At 44.3% G+C, this 15,034-nt stretch carries 11 protein-coding genes and 1 pseudogene; 10 read left to right on the plus strand and 2 right to left on the minus strand.

Annotated elements, in window-relative coordinates; genetic code table 11:
* Positions 1 to 184 precede the first annotated feature (184 nt).
* Positions 185 to 1,249, minus strand: coding sequence for an SGNH/GDSL hydrolase family protein (locus tag BBC0178_RS02935; RefSeq protein WP_078039148.1), 1,065 nt, complete (start codon positions 1,247 to 1,249; stop codon positions 185 to 187).
* A gap of 16 nt (positions 1,250 to 1,265) precedes the next feature.
* Positions 1,266 to 2,522 carry a lytic murein transglycosylase gene (locus BBC0178_RS02940; protein WP_078039149.1) on the minus strand — a complete coding sequence of 419 codons (1,257 nt, stop codon included), beginning with the start codon at positions 2,520 to 2,522 and terminating at the stop codon, positions 1,266 to 1,268.
* 295 nt (positions 2,523 to 2,817) lie between these two features.
* Here BBC0178_RS02940 and galU point away from each other — a divergent pair, with 295 nt between their 5' ends.
* The 10 genes and pseudogenes from galU (at position 2,818) to BBC0178_RS02990 (ending at position 15,017) form a co-directional block, all read left to right on the plus strand.
* The gene (gene galU / locus BBC0178_RS02945) at positions 2,818 to 3,699 is read left to right on the plus strand and encodes a UTP--glucose-1-phosphate uridylyltransferase GalU (RefSeq protein ID WP_077970598.1); all 882 of its coding nucleotides are present in this window, start codon (positions 2,818 to 2,820) and stop codon (positions 3,697 to 3,699) included.
* A gap of 47 nt (positions 3,700 to 3,746) precedes the next feature.
* A complete protein-coding gene (locus BBC0178_RS02950) occupies positions 3,747 to 4,739 on the plus strand; it encodes a KpsF/GutQ family sugar-phosphate isomerase (RefSeq protein WP_077970600.1) in 993 nt (330 codons plus the stop codon).
* Between the two features lie 260 nt (positions 4,740 to 4,999).
* On the plus strand, positions 5,000 to 6,433 hold the full coding sequence (aldA, locus tag BBC0178_RS02955; protein WP_078039150.1) for an aldehyde dehydrogenase: 1,434 nt from the start codon (positions 5,000 to 5,002) through the stop codon (positions 6,431 to 6,433).
* A gap of 371 nt (positions 6,434 to 6,804) precedes the next feature.
* Entirely contained in the window at positions 6,805 to 7,929 is a 1,125-nt protein-coding gene (locus BBC0178_RS02960) for a M24 family metallopeptidase (RefSeq protein WP_225868337.1), read from the plus strand.
* Positions 7,930 to 7,985: 56 nt separating this feature from the next.
* Positions 7,986 to 9,590, plus strand: a complete 1,605-nt coding sequence (locus BBC0178_RS02965) for an ABC transporter substrate-binding protein (protein ID WP_077970604.1) — start codon at positions 7,986 to 7,988, stop codon at positions 9,588 to 9,590.
* Between the two features lie 147 nt (positions 9,591 to 9,737).
* Positions 9,738 to 11,340, plus strand: a pseudogene (locus tag BBC0178_RS02970) (ABC transporter substrate-binding protein).
* Positions 11,341 to 11,402: 62 nt separating this feature from the next.
* A complete protein-coding gene (locus BBC0178_RS02975) occupies positions 11,403 to 12,422 on the plus strand; it encodes an ABC transporter permease subunit (protein WP_077970608.1) in 1,020 nt (339 codons plus the stop codon).
* The gene (locus tag BBC0178_RS02980; RefSeq protein WP_078039151.1) at positions 12,422 to 13,324 is read left to right on the plus strand and encodes an ABC transporter permease subunit; all 903 of its coding nucleotides are present in this window, start codon (positions 12,422 to 12,424) and stop codon (positions 13,322 to 13,324) included. Before BBC0178_RS02975 ends, BBC0178_RS02980 begins: the two co-directional genes overlap by 1 nt.
* A gap of 2 nt (positions 13,325 to 13,326) precedes the next feature.
* A complete protein-coding gene (locus tag BBC0178_RS02985) occupies positions 13,327 to 14,169 on the plus strand; it encodes an ABC transporter ATP-binding protein (protein ID WP_078039152.1) in 843 nt (280 codons plus the stop codon).
* Positions 14,166 to 15,017 carry a dipeptide ABC transporter ATP-binding protein gene (locus BBC0178_RS02990; RefSeq protein WP_078039153.1) on the plus strand — a complete coding sequence of 284 codons (852 nt, stop codon included), beginning with the start codon at positions 14,166 to 14,168 and terminating at the stop codon, positions 15,015 to 15,017. The genes BBC0178_RS02985 and BBC0178_RS02990 overlap by 4 nt, the downstream gene beginning before the upstream one ends.
* Positions 15,018 to 15,034: the final 17 nt, after the last annotated feature.

Consider the following 15,034-nt stretch of genomic DNA (forward strand, 5'->3'; position numbering starts at 1 on the left):
CCAAGCGTAAAACGCGGACAGAGTTTTGAGAACTGTTTTATTCAAAAATTTTCCGGCCAATCGCCACAAAGTCGGGAAAACATTGTTGTTCACCAAGGCGGTTCGCAATCAATCCTCTGAAATAAATGGTTATGAAAATGAGTAGAGGGGCGCTCGTTGCTTTTATGAACAATTTTACATCGGTCTATTGAACCGTCGAAAAATTGTCGGCACGCCCTGCATGTTTACCGTTTCGTGGAACCCAGGAATCTTCATCTTTCAGAGTTTTCGGGTTGTCAGGATCACCAAGAAGACCATTATTCTGTCCCGCCATGTCATAAAAGCCGACAGGTGCAATCCGGTCGACATCGCGTGGTAAAACAGAAATAACAGGTCCGTTCGGATCGACTTTGATATTGTCCTTGTCATCCTTGGAATTCAAATTGAAAATGCCGTCCAACGGTTTTTCAAGGTAGAAAGCGAGTTTCTTTTTTCCCGCAGTGGTAAAATTTATCCCGTCATTGGCGCGCAATCGGGCTGTCTGTCCGTTTACATCGTAACCGGAAAGCGCGAAATTTCCCTGTTCATCAACAAAACCTTCCCATACATCGATAAAATGTCCGCCAGCTGCTTCCACCTGTTGCTTATAAAGTCTGTTGAAAGAAGCTATTGCAATACTCAAGTCGCGATCTTTGAAAGACGGGTTGCCTAACCATAAGAACGGTTTGCCTGTTTGCTTGAGAGCATTTGTAAGTGCGGTAATCCGTTGACGATAATTGTCTTTCCATTCGCTGGCGTTGACATCGATGGTTTCGCCATTGGTTTTGATAGGTTGATCATCATTTGCACCAAGTGCCATGACAATGACATCCGGCTTTTCTTTTGCTATGAGCTTCGGAATATTATCTATCCAATTATAGTGGTTGTCGCGAACGAGACCGGATGACAGATTTGTTGAAATCAAAACAACAATATCGGAATTTTCTGCGTAAAGCTGGCTTAATCCGTCACCGGCAGCATTGGCGACGAAATCCCCTATCACCAGAATGCGTTTCGCGTTCTGTGCCTTCTGGTTGGCTTTTTGCTGTGCAGGCGTTTTGGTAACGCGTTTTTTCTTCACCGGCGGTGGTGCCGGTGGATAGACCGGCTGCACTTCCTGTTTGCGCCCGAAGATAATATCAAAAATATTTCTTGCATCTGCGACTGCCGGTGCAAATGCCAATACAATGACTGGAAACAGAAAGAGGCCAAAACGTACAAGTCTTTTCATCAACAATTTTCCGGAATTAACGGCTACGAAGAATTGTCAATAATTCACGGCTCGGATTTCCATCAACGGGCAAACCATTGCGACTTTGATAAGTCTCGATCGCTTTTTTGGTTACCTCTCCGTTTTTACCGTCGATATTGCCGTGATAGTACCCCATTTTATTCAGTCTCGTTTGTAGTTCCTGACGTTCCTGGATATTGAGTGGAGAAAACGGTCTGTTCCAATCTTTGACCAATCCCGGACGGCCGGCAATGCGGTCGGAAAGTAGACCAACAGCCAAAGCATAACGGTCGGCACTATTGTACCGCTTTATGACAAAGAAATTTTTTGTAACCAGAAATACAGGTCCCTTCCGGCCATCAGGTAATTTCAGATTTGCTTTATCGGAAGGGTAGGGGAAGGGTTTGCCATTCGCCCGCTTTACACCCATTTTCGTCCATTCGGAAAGCGGCAACGAGCCCGGGGGGAATTTACCATTTTCAGGAAGGAGAACTTCATAGCCCCAAGGACGCCCCTCTTGCCAACCATTTTTCTTCAAAAGATTGGCCGCCGTTGCCAGAGCATCAGGAACCGACGTCCAGATATCGCGCTTTCCATCCCCATCCATATCAACAGCGTAGATCAGGTAACTTGTCGGAATGAATTGTGTGTGCCCGAGTGCTCCCGCCCATGAACCTTGTAAATGGGCGCGATCAATATCGCCGGACTGAAGAATTTTCATAGCAGCAATAAGCTGCGTTTGCGCATATTTTGCTCTGCGTTTGTCACCATATCCGAGGGTAGCAAGCGATCGAATGGCATCGCGCATAGCAGTGTCTCGATCCATTGCTTCACCGAAATCGGATTCAATTGACCATATTGCCAAAAGTATATTGCGATCGACGCCGAAACGTTTTTCAATTGCACCAAGCCACTTTGCCCATTTTTTCCCATGGGCACGACCGGTTGCAATCGCATTGTCCTGCACCCGATTGTCAAAATAATTCCATGTCGGATCGGTAAACTCGGGTTGATAAGCTGCTTTTTTCAAGACTTCCGGATCCGGAGAATCAACCCCCTTGAAAGCGAGATTGAAAGTTGCAGGCGTAATGCCGGCGTTCAAAGCAGTTGTTTTGAAGGCAGCAATCCAGCGCCTAAAGGCAATATCCGAACCGTTTGCCAAAACAGGCAAAGAACAAAATGCACCGATGAAACATGCGCCGCCGAAAACTGCAAACCGTCTGGTTATCCGGCTATCGGTTATTTGAGGGAAACTATTTGTTTTTATTTTCATCTGTGCTCCGCCTGATAAAAGCAACAATTCAATTAAAAATGCCTCATCCCCATATTAAACCGGTTTTCCGAATTTTTTGAATATTTTATCGTAATTTTTAATGAAGTTGATAAAATCCGGAAAATAGCATTCCTGTTGTGAAATTGACTATTTATTTAGCCTTTGGACAGTAAAATGTCATCACTTAAGATTGCAGCTTGCGAAAAAAGATGATGAGAGAAAACCTAATTTTGTCACCTTTCGCATTATACAATGAAAAACGTTGAATTAAACGGAATAAATTCGGGAGAGCAGTTTGAAAAAAATCCGTAAAGCAGTCTTCCCCGTGGCGGGACTTGGAACACGTTTCTTACCGGCAACCAAAACAGTTCCGAAGGAAATGCTCACCGTTGTTGACAAGCCTGTTATTCAATATGTAGTCGACGAAGCCCGCGAAGCCGGAATTGAACACCTGATTTTCGTAACGGGGCGCAATAAAGCGGTTATCGAGGATTATTTCGACGCGCAGGTCGAGCTTTATACGACGCTTGCCGAACGTGGAAAAAAGGAAGAGTTGGCTCATCTCAAGGATTTACAGCCACAACCGGGCACAACATCCTTTACCCGTCAACAGCAACCTTTAGGGTTAGGGCACGCAGTTTGGTGTGCACGCGAACTTGTTGGAAATGAGCCCTTTGCTCTTCTCTTGCCGGATATGGTCATGCAGGCAGAAAAAGGGTGTCTTTCGGAAATGGTTCGCCTTTATGAGGCAACCGGCGGCAATATCGTTGCTGTTCAGGAATGCGATCCGGAAGAAGCGCATAAATACGGTATTGTTGGCAAAGGCAAAGCGGTCGCTCACGGCTTTGAAATAACCCAGATGGTGGAAAAACCGGCAAAAGGTACGGCTCCTTCCAACCTCTATATTAACGGGCGATATATTTTGCAGCCGGAAATTTTCGATATTCTGTCACGGCAGGAAAAAGGCGCAGGCAACGAAATCCAGTTGACGGATGGTATGCGTTCACTTGCACAAGATCAGAAGTTTTATGGGTACCGCTTTGAAGGTACGACATATGATTGTGGCTCCAAAACCGGATTTATCGAAGCAAATGTAGCATTTGCTCTTTCGCGAGACGATATGCGTGATAAGGTTCTTGGCCCGTTAACGACATTGATCGCGAATATAAAAAAATAAAACAGAGTAGACGTTAGACCCGATTTGCTTTATCAAATCGGGTCATGATGACAAATAAAACCCCTCATTTTTCTGCTGATGACGCAGTCAAATCTGCAAAACATACCATTTCTATCGAGAGTGCAGGGCTTGAAGCCATAAAAAAAGCTTTGGAAGATGGCCTTTCCAAGCCTTTTGCCGAAGCGGTTAAAAGCATTCTTCAATCCAAAGGTAGGGTCATTGTTACCGGACTCGGGAAGAGTGGCCATATTGGTACGAAAATAGCCGCAACTCTTGCCTCTACCGGAACACCGGCATTTTTTGTCCATGCTGCGGAAGCAAACCATGGCGATCTGGGAATGATTGAGGTGGGGGATGTCATCCTTGCAATATCATGGTCGGGCGAGACTGTTGAACTTGGCGGAATATTGAATCATGCTGCCCGCTTCCGTATCCCCCTCATTGCGCTCACTTCCGGCGCAAATTCGGCTTTGGGGCAAGCAGCAGATATTTTATTACTCTTGCCAAAAGTGGAAGAAGCTTGCCCGCATGGCCTTGCTCCGACAACGTCTACCACAATGCAACTTGCAATGGGGGATGCATTAGCCGTTGCACTTCTCGAAATGCGCGGCTTTACCGCCAGCGATTTTAAAATTTTCCACCCTGGCGGTTCTCTCGGAGCAAATTTGAAGTTTATCCGTGATATTATGCATCGTGGCGACCGTATTCCCATTGTCAAAAGCGGAACACCGATGAAAGATGCCATGCAAGTGCTTATTGAAAAACACTTTGGTTGTGTTGCAGTTGTCGATAGCGACGGCAATTTGGAAGGCATTGTCACAGACGGTGATCTTGCTCGAAATATCAATCGGGACCTTTCAAAACTTACGGTCAATGATGTTATGACAAAAGACCCCAAAACAGTCACTCCCGATATGATGGTCGGTGCAGCAACTGCTTTGATCAACGATCATAAAATTGGCGCACTTCTGGTGGTTGAAAACAAAAAACCGGTTGGTCTTGTTCATTTCCATGATTTGTTACGAATTGGCGCGATTTAAAAATATTGTCACTACTTCAACTATAATTTTGTTGACTAATGAAAAGCATTAATTGATTTTATATAATTAATAAATTTAAATTTTATTTATAACTTTACTTAGTTTGAAATATTTTTATCTATTTTGTCTTTTAATGACTTATTTTTATAAATTTTTATTTCGGAAAATTGCTTTATTTGCAAATTGAGATTATCCTTCAATCCCCATGTCGAAGTCCGGTATGGGGCTAAGCATAAAAACTATTATGTGGAGGATTTTTGATGACACCTGAACTTAATTTTATCGACGGGAAGCTTGTTGATTGCAAAGGATGCAACACGATTCCTGTTACCAATCCTTCAACTGATGAAGTTATTGGAGAAATTTATGAAACGCCGAAGGGGGAAGTTGACAGGGCAGTTGCAGCAGCCAAAAAAGCGCAACCGGCATGGGAGAAATTACCGGCGATAGAACGCGCAAAATTTTTAAAACAGATTGCCCAGAAGGTGCGCGAGCATGCGGACGAGGTTGCAAACATTCTGGTGAGAGAACAGGGAAAAACCCAGGCACTTGCCAAGGTGGAAGCGAATTTTACTGCCGACTATATGGATTATATGGCAGGTTGGGCGCGCCGCATTGAAGGGGAAATTATCCCTTCGGACCGTCCGGGTGAAACCATTTTATTGATGCGACAGGCGATCGGCGTTGTGGGCGGTATTTTGCCGTGGAATTTTCCGTTCTTCCTGATTGCCAGAAAAATGGCTCCAGCACTTCTTGTCGGCAATACGATTGTCATCAAGCCAAGTGTCGAAACGCCGCTCAATGCTTCTATTTTTGCTAAAATCGTTGCCAATACAGATTTGCCGAAAGGCGTGTTCAATATGGTCTTCGGGCGTGGTTCGACCACCGGTCAGAATATTTGCGAAAATCCGGATGTAGGGCTTGTAAGCTTTACCGGTTCTGTCGATACCGGCGTTCGCATTATGTCTGCTGCGGCAAAGAACATTACCAAAGTCAATCTGGAACTCGGTGGTAAAGCACCGGCAATTGTTGCGAAAGATGCCGATCTTGACCTTGCGGTTCGTGCTATTCTTGCTTCACGTGTTATCAATACGGGACAGGTTTGTAACTGTGCAGAACGGGTTTATGTTGATAGAGCTGTCGAGGCCGAATTTCTCGAGCGAATGAGCAAAGCTATGAAAGCGGTACGCTATGGCAATCCGGAAAAAATGGCCGATGCCGATATGGGGCCGTTGATTAATCAAGCGGCCTTGTCTTCGGTTTCCGGTTTTGTTGACAGAGCCCTTAAAGAAGGCGCCGAATGTCTTGTTGGTGGTGAACCTGCTGACATAAAACAAGGTAACTTCTATGAGCCAACATTGCTTGCCCACTGCAAACAGAAAATGGAAATTGTCCAAAACGAGGTTTTCGGGCCAGTTTTGCCGGTCGTTGCATTTGATACAATTGATGACGCTATTGAAATGGCCAATGACACGATTTATGGCCTCACATCGTCGATCTATACAAAAGATCTTTCGACGGCCATGCGTGCATCAAACGAACTCCGTTTTGGAGAGACCTATATCAATCGCGAAAATTTCGAAGCTATGCAAGGTTTCCATGCAGGAACTAAAAAATCAGGTATTGGTGGAGCCGACGGCAAGCATGGCATACTTGAATATACCCATACCCATGTTGTTTATATACAGAACTAAATAACGGATAAATTCAAGTTTTAGCATCATTGGAAGCAACCAAGAGCGTTGCTTCCAATAAAAAATAATATATTTAAAAAATATAAAATTTATTTATTATGAAAATTTATCGCATTGAAAATAATTTTTCGAATAAAATTTTAATGGACGTATATTATTATAAAACAGAATAGATATAAAACGATATTTATTTTATATTTATACAATTGAATTTTATGACGTTTTTCAAACTAAATAGGATTTTTTTCTAATTAAAATGAAAAATAGATATATATATTTTATTCAATTGTTGCTAGAAGTAATAATTATCCCTGTATTTCTTTTAAAGAAAAGGGGTAAATAAAGCGACCATATAAAAAGGACAGTTCATATTGCTCAGGCCGCAACCAATTGCCGATAAAGAACGGCTAACGCGTATCCGTCGTTTGCGTGAAAGAATGGCGGCTAAAAATGTTGATGCGGTTTTTTTGGGGGCAACATCCAATTTACGATATTTTACCGGTCTTGAATGGGGTATGAGCGAGCGACTGTGCGGTGTACTGATCTCTCATGACAAATTGACCTATATTGTTCCGGCATTTGAACATTCGAGATTGGAAGAACTGCCGCATTTGTCGGGAGATATTGTCGTCTGGCAGGAAGACGAAAGCCCATTCGACAAAATAACCAGACTTTTGCATCCGAAAGGCATATTGGCTGTCGATGAAGCAATTCCCGCGAATTTCTTTCTCGCTCTGGCATCTTTGATCGGTCAATCCCGTTTAACCGGTGCCAATCAATTCACGACGACTTTGCGGATGGAAAAATCCGAAAACGAAATTGCACTCATCCAATATGCGATGGATGTTACTTTGGAAGTGCAAAAACATGTGCGTGATTTTTTGCGTCCAGGAATTTCTTCATACGAGGTTATAAAGTTTATTGATGAAGCCCATCGCAAGCTTTGCGGAAATGGTTCGAGCTTTGCAATAGTTTCATTTGGCAAGGCCACTTCGATACCTCATGGCGTTGAAAGCGAACAAATATTGCAAAAACAGGATCCTGTGCTGATTGATATAGGCACAACAGTAGAAGGATATCATTCCGATATTACACGAACCTATATGATTGGTGATGTGGCGGACGATTTCGCTAAAAAATGGGATATAGAAAAGCAATTGCAAAATATTGTTTTTGATGCCTGCAAAGTTGGCGGTCGTGCGGCAGATGTGGACAATGCCGGACGAAAAGCGTTGGAAATGTTCGATCTGGGGCCGAATTATCGACTGCCGGGGATACCTCATCGCATTGGCCATGGCCTTGGTCTTGATATTCATGAAGAGCCTTATGTTTCCCGTCATGACAACACTATTTTGAAGCCGGGTATGTGCTTTTCCGACGAGCCGACCCTTATCTTCCCGGGTAAGCTCGGTATCCGTCTGGAAGACGCGATCTATATGACAAAAGACGGGCCGAAGTGGTTTACGCAACCGGCACTTAGCCCTGTCGCTGTTTAATGCCGGTATTGGATTTCGATAGTAGAACGAACACGCGAAAAGAGAGAGGAACCATTATGAAAATATTACGGACAATTGCGCTGGCAAGCGTATCAGTGGCAAGCCTTGCCACACTTTCTTTGTCGGCAAATGCAAAAACGCTCGTCTACTGTTCCGAGGCTTCGCCTGAGGGATTTGATCCGGCTGCATATACAACCGGAACAACATTCGATGCCAGTGCGCATACAGTTTATAACGGCCTCGTCGATTTCAAAAAAGGAACAACCGAAGTTATACCGGCTCTGGCCGAGAGCTGGGATATTTCACCGGATGGTTTGGAATATACATTTCATTTGAGAAAGGGGGTACATTTCCACAAAACCTCCTATTTTTCGCCATCGCGCGACTTTAATGCTGACGATGTCGTCTTTTCGATTGAACGACAGTGGAAGAAAGATCATCCTTGGTACAGCTATGCTCCGGGGCTATCATGGCAATATTTTAATAGCATGGGATTTGGAAAACTTCTCAAGGATGTAAAGAAGGTTGATGATCATACAGTCAAAATCACACTGAACCAGCCGGAAGCACCGTTTTTGGCCGATTTGGCAATGAACTTTATTTCGATCATGTCGAAGGAATATGCGGACAAGCTGCAGGCAGACGGAAAAATGGTCGAGCTCAATGCAAAACCTGTGGGAACGGGACCATTTATCTTTGTTTCCTATCAAAAGGATGCGGTGATCCGTTATAAGGCAAATCCTGATTATTTTGAAGGCAAACAACCGCTTGATAATTTGGTTTTTGCCATCACAACAGACCCGTCAGTGCGTGCACAAAAGCTGAAAGCCGGCGAATGTCAGGTGATATCAAATCCGGCACCGGCTGATGTCGCAGGATTGAAGGCAAATCCGGATTTGGTTGTAAAAGAGCAACCGGGTCTTAATGTTGCTTATCTTGCTTATAATACTCTTCAACCACCTTTTGATAAGGTTGAAGTGCGTCAGGCTTTGAATATGGCCATCAATAAGAAGACTATTCTCGAAGCCGTTTACGAAGGGGCAGGCACTCCTGCCAAGACACCGATACCACCCACAATGTGGTCCTATAACAAATCCATTGAAGAAGATAATTATAATCCTGAAGCGGCCAAAGCACTACTCGACAAAGCAGGTGTAAAAGACCTGAAAATGAAAATTTGGGCAATGCCGGTCAGCCGTCCCTATATGCCAAATGCCCGACGCGCCGCAGAGTTGATGCAGGCCGATTTGGGAAAAATTGGTGTCAAGGTCGAGATTGCCACAATGGAATGGGGTGAATATGTCAAACAGTTGCGTGAAAAAGAGCGCGACGGGGCTGTTATAATGGGGTGGACAGGCGATAATGGTGATCCGGATAACTTCCTGAGTGTTCTAGCTTCGTGCGCTTCTATTGGGAGCAATAATTATGCAAATTGGTGTTACGAGCCATTTGACAAAATAATTTCGGAAGCAAAAAAATCGGCAGATCATGAAAAACGCATAGAACTTTATGAACAGGCTCAGGCTATTTTCAAACAGCAGGCTCCTTGGTTTGTCATCGCCAACTCAACGGTGGCTATGCCAATGTCAAAAAAAGTAAAAAACTATGTTATTGATCCGGTTGGTGCCCACCGCTTCGTTAATGTAGATATAGATGAGTAATAGAAGCTTTATATTGGCCATAGACATAAAAACTATGGTCAATATAAACTTGAATATAACAAAGGTTTGTCTTTTTGTTCCAATATTTTAAACATGTGTAACAATCAGACTCAAATAAACGTTTTATAGAATAATATAGGGGAAACCATGAAATTACTGAAAGAGTTCGTATTCTCTGTTGGAGTAGCAACAGCATTTTTTGCAATTTCCAATGAAGCGTCGGCAAAAAATCTGGTTTATTGTTCGGAAGCATCTCCGGAGGGGTTCGACCCCGCGCTTTATTCAAACGGAACAGCATTTGATGCATCTGCATGGGCTGTCTATAACCGGCTGGTAGAATTTGATCCGGATAAACCGGGCGTTTTCCCGGGGCTTGCTGAAAGCTGGCAAATATCCGATGACGGGAAAGAATACACTTTCCACTTGCGGAAAAATGTAAAATTCCAAAAGACTGCTTTTTTCACTCCCACGCGAACATTGAATGCGGATGATGTGATTTTTACTTTCGAGCGCGCTAAAAATCCGGACAGTCCTTGGCATGCCTATACGTCCGGCATTCGCTATCAGTATTTTGAAAGTATGGGGTTTAGAACGCTCATCAAGGATATCGTGAAAGTCGATGACCAAACAGTCAAATTCATTCTTGACCGACCGGATGCTCCCTTTCTTGCCGATCTCGCTATGCCATTTTTGTCGATTAATTCGCTAGAATATGCGCAACAATTGGAAAAGCAGGGAAAACGGGAACAGTTCAATCTTCAACCGGTTGGAACTGGCCCATTTACTTTTGTCACATATCAAAAAGATGCACTGATACGCTATAAGGCAAATAGTGATTATTATGCGGGAAAGCCGAAGATAGACAATCTTGTTTTTTCGATCACGACAGATCCGGCCGTTCGCGCACAAAAGCTGAAGGCCGGCGAATGTGATATCATGTCTTATCCGGCTCCTGCCGATATTGGTGAATTGAAATCGAATCCGGATTTGAAAGTTGTCGAGCGACCGGGATTGAATATCGGCTATATGGCTTACAATACGACAGTGCCTCCCTTTGACAATGTTAATGTAAGACGCGCACTCAATATGGCGGTCAATAAAAGGCCATTATTGATGCCGTTTTTGATGGTTCGGCAACAGTCGCAAAAATCCGATGCCACCGACAATGTGGGGTTACAATGACAATGTCAAGGATGATGCATATGATCCGGAGAAAGCCAAACAGATGTTGGAAGCTGCCGGTATCAAGAACTTCAAAATGAAGATTTGGGCAATGCCGATAAGTCGGCCTTATATGCCTAACGCACGACGCGCTGCCGAGCTTATTCAATCCGATTTCAAAAAAGTTGGTGTAGAGGCCGAAATTGTCTCTATGGAATGGGGTGAATATATGAAAGCGGGTAAAGCAAGGGATCGAGACGGTGCCATTATTATCGGCTGGACAGGCGATAATGGTGATCCTGATAACTTCCTTGGTGTTCTGCTTTCATGCATTGGAATAGGGACTACGAATTATGCGAATTGGTGCAGTAAGCCGTTCGATGATCTCATTGAAAAGGGTAGGACTGTCACCGACCAGCAAGAGCGGACGAAACTTTACGAACAAGCCCAACTGATATTCAAAGAACAGGCTCCCTGGCTGACGCTCGATCATTCAACCGTATTTATGCCAATGAGAAAGAACGTAACCGGCTTCAAACTCTATTCGGTAGCGGGCTATCGTTTTGAACATGTCGATATCGAAAAATAACTTTCGGTTGATGCGTGAATGATGGCAGCCATTAGACCAGGCAGTATGGGTGCGGAGGCAATATGCTTCAATATTTGTTGAAAAAAATAGGTTATATCATTCCTACTTTTCTAGGAATTACGCTTGTTTCTTTCATTTTTGTACATACCTTGCCGGGTGATCCTGTGCTTTTGTTGGCAGGTGACCGTGGCATCTCAGAAGAACGCCATGCCGAACTGATGACCGAATTCGGCTTCGATCGTCCTTATTGGCAACAATATCTCGATTATTTGTGGGGTGTTCTTCATGGCAATCTGGGCACTTCTTTCGTTTCCAAACAAAGCGTAGCCGAAGAGTTCTTTACACTTTTTCCGGCGACGCTGGAATTGACATTTTGTGCCATTACTATTGCTATATTTCTTGGAATTGTTGTTGGCGTTATTGCTTCCGTCAAACGTGGCTCGTGGTTTGACCAGACTTCAATGGGATTGGCTCTTACAGGCTATTCTATGCCAATTTTCTGGTGGGGCCTTTTGCTGATCATGCTCTTTAGTGGAAAATTGGGTTGGACGCCGGTTTCAGGGCGGATTTCTCTACTCTATTATTTCGATCAACCCACCGGTTTTATGCTGATTGATAGCTGGCTATCGGGTGAGGAGGGGGCTTTTGCCTCTGCCGTTTCCCACCTGATTTTACCGACATTGGTTTTGGCAACGGTTCCTCTCGCAGTGATCGCTCGCCAAACGCGTTCGGCCATGCTCGAAGTTTTGAATGAAGACTATGTTCGCACAGCAAAAGCAAAAGGCTTGAGCACTTTTCGTGTCGTTGCAATTCATGCATTGCGTAACGCCTTTATTCCGATTGTAACAACAATCGGTTTGCAGATCGGAATGTTGATGGGCGGGGCAATTCTTACCGAGACAATTTTTTCTTGGCCGGGAATTGGAAAGTGGATGATCGATTCAATTTCGAGAAGAGATTACGAAGCTGTACAGGGTGGATTACTCATAGTTGCTATGCTCGTGATGGTGGTCAATCTCGTCGTCGATTTGCTTTATGGATTTATCAATCCGAGGGTCAGACATAGCCAGGGTGTATCGTAATGAATAGTAAAGCTGACAGAAATATATCGGCCGATATCCGACGTCAGGCTTGGCGCGAATTCTGGTTCTCTTTCAGTATGAATCGTGGCGCTGTGATGGGGCTTGTCGTATTTTGTGCTATTGTCCTTCTTGCAGTCCTTGCGCCGTTGATTGCTCCTTATGGATATGACGAGCAGTTTCGTGATGCAATGCAAAGACCACCGGCTTGGCAAACAGGCGGAACATGGAATTTTATTCTGGGAACTGATGCGGTTGGACGTGATATTTTATCTCGCCTCCTCCATGGTGCGCGCTATTCACTGCTTGTGGGAGTAGTTGTTTCCCTTGCAGCTATGATCGTCGGTATCGTCGTCGGCGTTATTGCCGGTTATATAGGAGGCATGATTGAAGTCATCATCATGCGTATTATGGATATCATCCTTGCATTTCCTTCGCTCCTTCTGGCTTTGGTGCTCGTGAGTATCGTCGGTTATGGTTTGCAAGGTGCAATTATTGCAACGGCGGTTGCGCTCCAGCCGCATTTTGTCCGCCTTGCACGCGCTGCAGTCCTTTCGGAAAAAAATCGTGAATATGTCATTGCCGCAAAACTTGCAGGTGCTGGCCGCGGTCGTTTGATGTTCAAGACCATTCTCCCGAATTGTATGGCTCCCATTATCGTACAGGGAACGTTTTCTTTTTCGAATGCCATTCTTGATGTAGCTGCCTTGGGGTTCCTTGGTATGGGGGCGCAAGCGCCCACACCGGAATGGGGAACAATGTTGGCCGATGCGCGTGAATTTATTTCAAGCGCATGGTGGATTGTTACATTTCCCGGTCTTGCAATATTGGTACTTGTTTTGGCAATCAACCTCATGGGGGATGGCTTACGTGACGCACTCGATCCGAAATTGAAAAGGAGCTGAAGATGGCGTTACTCGAAATCCGTAATCTTAGTGTATATTTCGAAACCGCAAGCGGGCCTTTTTATGCAGTCAAAGGCATAGACATCACCGTAAATGATGGCGAAATACTTGCAATTGTTGGTGAATCCGGCTCCGGTAAATCGGTGAGCATGTTGGCTGTCATGGGGCTATTGCCAAAAAGTGCCAAGATTAGTGCCGACAAGATGATGTTTGGAAATATCGATCTTATGAAGCTTACCGATCATGAAAGACGCCGGATCATCGGCAATGAAATTTCAATGATTTTTCAGGAACCGATAGCAAGCCTCAATCCCTGTTTTACAGTAGGTTATCAGCTTGAAGAAGTACTGAAAGCCCATCTTAAGCTCGGTCGTAAACAACGGATTGAGAAAATTATCGAACTGTTCCACCTTGTCGGGTTGACCGAGCCCGAACGCAGATTGAAGAGTTTTCCTCATCAATTATCCGGCGGTCAATGCCAACGAATTATGATTGCCATGGCAATTGCATGTAACCCGAAATTACTGATTGCCGACGAGCCGACAACTGCACTTGACGTTACTATACAGAAGCAGATTCTCGATCTTATTTTGGATCTCCAAAAAAGCCAGAATATGGGCGTTATTCTTATCACCCATGATATGGGCGTTGTTGCTGAAACGGCAGATCGCGTTGTGGTGCAGTATAAGGGAGAAAAAATGGAAGAGGCCGACGTGCTTTCCTTGTTCGAAACGCCAAAAAATGCCTATACCAAAGCTCTTCTGGCAGCCCTTCCGGAAAATGCCCATGGCAATCGACTTGTAACGGTTGCAGATTTTATGCACACGCACGGAGATGCTTTATGAGCGATTTCATAATAGAAGCTAAAGATATCGTACGTGATTATCCCATTTCCGGCGGTTTGCTCGGAAAAAGAAAAATTTTACATGCTGTCAATCATGTTTCGTTTGGTGTCGAACGTGGAAAAACCTTGGCTGTCGTCGGCGAATCCGGATGCGGAAAATCGACTTTAGCCCGGATTCTGAGCCTGATTGATCCGCAAACGAGCGGCGAGCTCGTCATTGACGGGGAAAATATTGATATTGCGCAAAAAAAAGTAACAACAACGATGCGCCGGAAGGTGCAGATCGTATTTCAAAATCCTTATGGATCACTCAATCCCAGACAAAAAATCGGCGATGCTCTCACCGAACCCTTATTGTTGAACACAACATTGTCGGCCAAAGAACGTGAGCAGCAAGCAAAGCAAATGCTCGAGAGAGTGGGGCTTTCGGAAATACATTACTATCGATATCCTCATATGTTTTCAGGTGGTCAGAGGCAGCGCATTGCAATTGCGCGTTCTTTAATGCTTCGCCCGAAAATAGTTGTTCTTGACGAGCCGGTTTCAGCGCTTGATTTGTCCGTTCAGGCTCAGGTGCTCAATTTGCTTGCCGATCTACAGGAGGAATTCGGCCTTACATATGTTTTTATCAGTCACGATCTGTCGGTCGTGCGCTATATCGCCAACACAGTCATGGTCATGTATTTTGGGGAAATTGTCGAATATGGCACAAGAGACAGAATTTTTTCCCATCCCGAGCATGATTATACTAAAAAACTTTTTGCAGCCACACCAATAGCCAGTGTAGAGGCTATACGTGCACGAATTGAAAAGAAAAATAATGTTCAAAACGCTATTAATTCATTTTGATAATTCATTTATACTAT

This window comes from Ditibartonella apihabitans (assembly GCF_002007485.1).
Taxonomy (GTDB): Bacteria; Pseudomonadota; Alphaproteobacteria; order Rhizobiales; family Rhizobiaceae; genus Bartonella; species Bartonella apihabitans.